Source organism: Leptolyngbya sp. FACHB-36 (assembly GCF_014695955.1).
Lineage (GTDB): Bacteria > Cyanobacteriota > Cyanobacteriia > Leptolyngbyales > Leptolyngbyaceae > FACHB-36.
In genome coordinates, this window is record NZ_JACJPG010000607.1 from 1 (window position 1) to 5,109 (window position 5,109).

At 55.9% G+C, this 5,109-nt stretch carries 6 protein-coding genes; 2 read left to right on the forward strand and 4 right to left on the reverse strand.

Translation table 11 applies throughout. From position 1 onward, the window contains the following. Together H6F43_RS18185 and H6F43_RS18190 are read right to left on the reverse strand one after the other, a co-directional pair. Window positions 1-1,802 (reverse strand): AAA family ATPase (locus H6F43_RS18185; RefSeq protein WP_190344126.1); only part of this gene is annotated, 1,802 nt, incomplete at its 3' end. A 37-nt stretch (window positions 1,803-1,839) separates the two neighbouring features. Then, entirely contained in the window at window positions 1,840-2,235 is a 396-nt protein-coding gene (locus tag H6F43_RS18190; protein WP_190344127.1) for a hypothetical protein, read from the reverse strand. Between the two features lie 124 nt (window positions 2,236-2,359). Here H6F43_RS18190 and H6F43_RS18195 point away from each other — a divergent pair, with 124 nt between their 5' ends. Beyond that, window positions 2,360-3,625, forward strand: coding sequence for a valine--pyruvate transaminase (locus tag H6F43_RS18195; protein WP_190344128.1), 1,266 nt, complete (start codon window positions 2,360-2,362; stop codon window positions 3,623-3,625). Continuing rightward, complete coding sequence (rimM, locus tag H6F43_RS18200; protein ID WP_190344129.1) at window positions 3,622-4,194, forward strand: ribosome maturation factor RimM; 573 nt, start codon at window positions 3,622-3,624, stop codon at window positions 4,192-4,194. Before H6F43_RS18195 ends, rimM begins: the two co-directional genes overlap by 4 nt. Here rimM and H6F43_RS18205 read toward each other — a convergent pair. Both H6F43_RS18205 and H6F43_RS18210 read right to left on the reverse strand, forming a co-directional pair. After that, window positions 4,191-4,637 (reverse strand): DUF2267 domain-containing protein, encoded by a 447-nt coding sequence (locus H6F43_RS18205; protein WP_190344130.1) that lies wholly within the window; start codon window positions 4,635-4,637, stop codon window positions 4,191-4,193. The two genes, rimM and H6F43_RS18205, sit on opposite strands and share 4 nt — an antisense overlap. A gap of 144 nt (window positions 4,638-4,781) precedes the next feature. Next, window positions 4,782-5,109 (reverse strand): hypothetical protein (locus H6F43_RS18210; protein WP_206754584.1); only part of this gene is annotated, 328 nt, incomplete at its 5' end.

A 5,109-nucleotide genomic window follows, 5' to 3' on the forward strand; every position in this document is an offset into this window, starting at 1 on the left:
CGGGGAATCGTCTCTGCCAGCACGATCGCTCCCTGCGGTGCCAGCCATGAAGCAATTTGTTGAATTAGCGTGGCTTTGGCGGGTTCTCGCATCAGCGCATTGCGCCCCAGAATTCGATCGAACCGAACTGCGCCAATGCTATCGGAAAGCTGAGCTAGTGAAGCTTGCAGCACAATCGGACGGCTGAGATCCGGGAGCGATCGCGCCTGTTCGATGAGTGCGTTCGCGTCCGTGTCTGCATGAGCGCAGGCGTAAACGCCGCCTTCGGGGACTTGGCGCACCGCTTCCCACGTCAGCAGACCGCTCCCCGCGTTCAAATCCAGAATGACGTGGTGTCGCTGCGGCTGCGCTAGCGTAAACACGCGATCGCGCACCTCTGCCAGTCGATCGCCCGCCTGTCCCAGCGTCCGTTGCAGCCAGCGCTCCTGAGCACCATTCGCAGGTCCGACGGTCAGCACCTCTGGCATCACGCCCTCGACGATCGCCGCCAGTTGCGCTTCTCGCTGTCGCGCGACCTGTGTGCGAACCGACGCTTCCGCACCCTGATCCGACGGTTGATAGAATACTTGCCCTTGCAGACTAGTCGGAAGATACTGCTGCGCCACCCAGTGATCGCGGTAGGCGTGGGGGTAAAGGTAGCCTGCTCCGTGTCCAAGCTGCTTGTCGCGGTTGGCATCCCGCAGATGCAGGGGCGTATCGTCTTGCCGCTCTCGTTCCACAGCAGACAGGGCATCAAAAAAGCCCATGACGCTGTTGGATTTGGGCGCGGTAGCGAGATAGATCGTTGCCTGCGCCAGCGGGTAGCGTCCTTCAGGCAAGCCGACACGATCGAACGCTTCCGCGCAGGCAGTCACCACGACAACCGCGTTCGGGTCTGCCAGTCCGACATCCTCACTCGCCAGAATCAACAGCCGCCGCAGAATAAAACGCGGGTCTTCGCCTGCGTAGACCATACGCGCCAGCCAGTAAAGCGCGGCGTCCGGGTCGGACCCGCGCACGCTTTTGATAAACGCGCTAATGGTGTCGAAGTGGGCATCGCCTTCTTTGTCGTAGAGTACGGCGCGGCGCTGAATCGATTCTTCCGCGACGGCAAGCGTGATGTGAATCGCGCCAGCGGCGTCCGGAGGGGTGGTTTCGACGGCAAGCTCTAAGGCATTCAGCAGAGCACGAGCGTCACCGTTTCCCACATTAACGAGGTGATCGATCGCGTTGTCATCGAGTTGAATGGCACGACTGCCGTATCCTCGCTCCCGATCGCTCAACGCTTGCTGCACGACGCGCCGCAAATCCGATTCGTCCAGCGGCTTCAGTTGAAACAGGCGCGATCGACTGACCAGCGCTTTGTTCACTTCAAAGTAAGGATTTTCAGTGGTGGCTCCAATCAAAATCACCGTGCCGTTCTCTACCCACGGCAGCAGGGCATCCTGTTGCGCCTTGTTGAACCGATGCACTTCATCCACAAATAGAATTGTGCGCTGGCTGAAGCGTCCTCGCCGCTCTTGTGCAGTGGCGATCGCCTCTCGAATTTCTTTGACACCCGACAGGACGGCGTTAATCGCAATGAAGTGCGCCTGCGTAGTGTTGGCAATAATTCGGGCGAGGGTGGTTTTGCCTGTTCCGGGGGGTCCGTAAAAAATCAGCGACGAAAGCTGGTCCGCTTGAATTGCCCGTCTTAGCAGTCGTCCTGGTCCGACGATCGCGCCTTGACCGACAAACTCCTCCAGCGTGCGGGGACGCATCCGTGCCGCTAGGGGCGCTTCTGCGTCGGTGAGGTCTTCTCGGTGGCGATCGAACAAATCCATGCAGCCACTTGAACGTGCTGAGGTCTATCCTAGCCCCTTACCCTTCTGCATGACCGTTGCCGCTAAACCGCTGGCTCAGAACCTCTAGAAGCTGCTGTACCGTCGATCTAAACTCTGCCCGATCAATCGCCGCTTGGTTGCGATCGCGCTCCGCTTGCTCGGCAAATTGCTCCATTCTGAGGTGGAACTCTGCTCGGTCTACCTCTGCCTGCAACTCAATGGATTCCATGCGTGTCCGAGACTCTGCCCGATCGCGCTCTGCCTGCTCAATCATTCGCTCAAGTCGAGCGTCGGTTAGCTGCATATCCTGTCGCATCAATACCTGGCTTTCGAGCAGTTGATTGAGGCGACGATCGGTGCCTTCCGCATGAGTGATTAGGATGGCAACGAGTTCTTCAAGCTGGTCCAACCGACTCGGTCCACTCGTGGTCATGGCGGCTACGTGTAACTTAAGTGCTGCATTGCTAATCATCCTATATCAACTCAACAATGGCTCAAGGTCGGCGACTTGCAAAACCGGGTAGCATGATCTAACACACCCAACCGATCGCAAACCTATGAATCCTGCTCTATCGCACATTGGCAATCAGATGTCCCGCCTGACTGGAGTGCGGGCAATTATGAAAGACATCATTGAGACGTTGCGATCGGGTGCAGGGCGAGAATTTATCAACTTGAGCGCGGGCAATCCACTGATTCTGCCAGAGGTCGAGCAGCTTTGGCGCGATTGTACGACAGAGCTGCTAGCAAGCTCGGAGTATGGCGAAGTGGTGTGTCGCTATGGAGCTAGCCAAGGCTATCAGCCCTTGATTGATGCGGTGGTCAAGGATTTCAACCAGCGCTACGGGTTGCAGTTGACCGATCGCAACGTTTTGGTGACTCCTGGCAGTCAAAGCCTCTACTTCTGTGCAGTCAACGTCTTTGGTGGCTACTGCTCCAATGGCACCCTGAAAAAAGTCGTCCTGCCCCTAAGTCCCGATTACACAGGCTACGGCGGTGTATCGCTGACGCCCGAAGCGCTTCTCGCCTACAAGCCGCTGCTGGATATCGACGAATCGGCACACCGCTTCAAATATCGCCCAGACTTCAGCCGCCTTGAGATTGACGAGACCACAGGCTGTGTTTTGTTCTCGCGTCCGTGTAACCCGACTGGGAACGTGCTAACGGATGACGAAGTGAAGAAAATTGTGGACATGGCAGAAGCGTATGACGTTCCTGTGCTGGTTGATTCTGCCTACGCGCCGCCGTTTCCGTCGCTCAACTTTACCGACATGACCCCAATTTTTGGCAGTAATGTCCTGCACTGCACCAGCCTGTCAAAGGCTGGATTGCCCGGTGAGCGTGTGGGAATTGCGATCGGCGACGAACGCCTGATTCACGCGCTCGAATGCTTCATCACAAATATGTGTCTCCATTCGCCCCGCTACGGGCAAGCGATCGCAGCGCGGGCGATCGCGTCTGGAAAACTGGCAGATATTTCTACCAACGTGATTCGACCGTTCTATCAGCAAAAGTTCCAGGTTCTAGAAACCACGCTCGATCGCACGATGCCCGATGTCCCGTGGTTTTTACATCGTGGCGAAGGCTCAATCTTCGGCTGGCTCTGGCTCAACGATTTACCGATGACCGATTGGACCTTCTACGAACAGCTCAAGCAAGCAGGGGTAATTGTGGTTCCAGGCAGCACGTTCTTTCCCGGTCTATGCGATGAGTGGAGCCATGTACAGCAGTGCTTCCGCATCAGCCTAACGGGAACCGATCAGGAGATTGAAACGGCAATGACGCGCTTGGCAGATGTAACAAAGCAGGTCTACCAGAAATGACGAATGATCAGACACCGTCTGTCTCACTAGCAAGCACCTCAATCAAAGGCTTTGTTGAAATTGGCAAAATTGTTGCGGCTCAAGGACTAAACGGCGAGGTACGAGTGTATCCCGATTCAGATTTTCCAGAGCGGTTTATCGACCCTGGCGATCGCTGGATTTTGCGTCCCAGCGATGCGGTTCCGCAGCCGATTAAGCTGTTGCGCGGACGCTACCTCGACGGCAAAGGACTTTATGTCCTCCGGTTAGAGGGCGTTGTTGATCGTACTCAAGCCGAAGCGCTCAAAAATGCAACGCTGCTCGTGCCGGAGGGCGATCGTCCACCGCTGGGCGAAGACGAATTTCACGTGCTCGACCTGATTGGGCTAGCGGTGATCGATCAAGCGACTCAAACTCTGATCGGTCACGTAGCGCAGATTATTTCTGCCGGAAACGATTTGCTGGAGGTGGAGCGAGCGGCGAATCAGGCAGCGGTACTAATCCCATTTGTCAAGGCGATCGTGCCCGTCGTTGATTTACCAAATCGCCGCATCGAGATTACCCCTCCAGCCGGACTGATTGAACCTTAAGCCCGAACCGCTTCTGGGAATAGTTCTTTGACTTCCGCAGACAGGATGCCAACGACATCTTCCATTTCACCTGCCGGAACGCGGTTCGTCATCACGCGAAACACAGCGCGCGCTAACTGTTCCGGGTCTAAATCCGACTCTTTTTGGAAGTAGTGGCTTAACTGCTGGTGCAGCAGCGTCAAAAAAGCGTCTTTAGAGCGGGCGGGGTCCGGCGTCCGCTCTGGCTTCCAGCCCTCGTAGTAGAAGCCTGACAGCAGAATCGGCAGCTCCGCACCGAAATTGGCAGCTTCACCGATCGTCAAGCGATCGCGCAGAACGTGCAGCGTTGCCCGCAAGCCCTGAAATGCCTTTTTCTTGTCGTCGGTGCCGAGTTCTTTGGCGACCTCGTTAATCCATTCGTGGGTGAGTTGAGTGGTTTTATCAAGAACGTCAAGTCCAGCCATTGTTAAAATTCTTTACGCACAGCACCGATCATGCTAGCGAGGAGATTTTTGGCTGAAGTCTATCCAATTACAGAGATTAAGTATCTTCCTGAAAATTGGTGCTGTTGATTACAGGACAGACCGCAAATCAATTCTGATAAACCACTACCGAGAGTTGCTTTTAAGCGTGCTGAACGTGGCATCGATCAGCCTTAGGTAGGTGGGATCGTTCAAAGTTTCCGCTGACAAGCGGTTCGCTTTGACGGCTGCCTCTACAATCATTCTGCTGCTAACGCGCCCTTCGTGATGCGCTTCGATCAGCGCTGCAGCGCTAGGAATGCCCTGCGATCGCAGCCGTCCTTGAAGCGCCAGAAATACGAGATCGGTGGGGGGTAGTGAACTCTCAGAGCGAACGCTAGCGGTGGTTGTGGAGGCGGGTGCCTGTGCCATTGCTACGGGAGCGAGGGTGAGTAAGAGCGGTAGCGTGGCGATC

What these genes read in the sequence shown, in the direction of transcription:
- H6F43_RS18205 (WP_190344130.1), bottom strand. Translation starts at nt 4,637, where the DNA reads ATGGCTGGACTTGACGTTCTTGATAAAACCACTCAACTCACCCACGAA.
- H6F43_RS18190 (WP_190344127.1), bottom strand. Translation starts at nt 2,235, where the DNA reads ATGACCACGAGTGGACCGAGTCGGTTGGACCAGCTTGAAGAACTCGTT.
- rimM (WP_190344129.1), top strand. Translation starts at nt 3,622, where the DNA reads ATGACGAATGATCAGACACCGTCTGTCTCACTAGCAAGCACCTCAATC.
- H6F43_RS18195 (WP_190344128.1), top strand. Translation starts at nt 2,360, where the DNA reads ATGAATCCTGCTCTATCGCACATTGGCAATCAGATGTCCCGCCTGACT.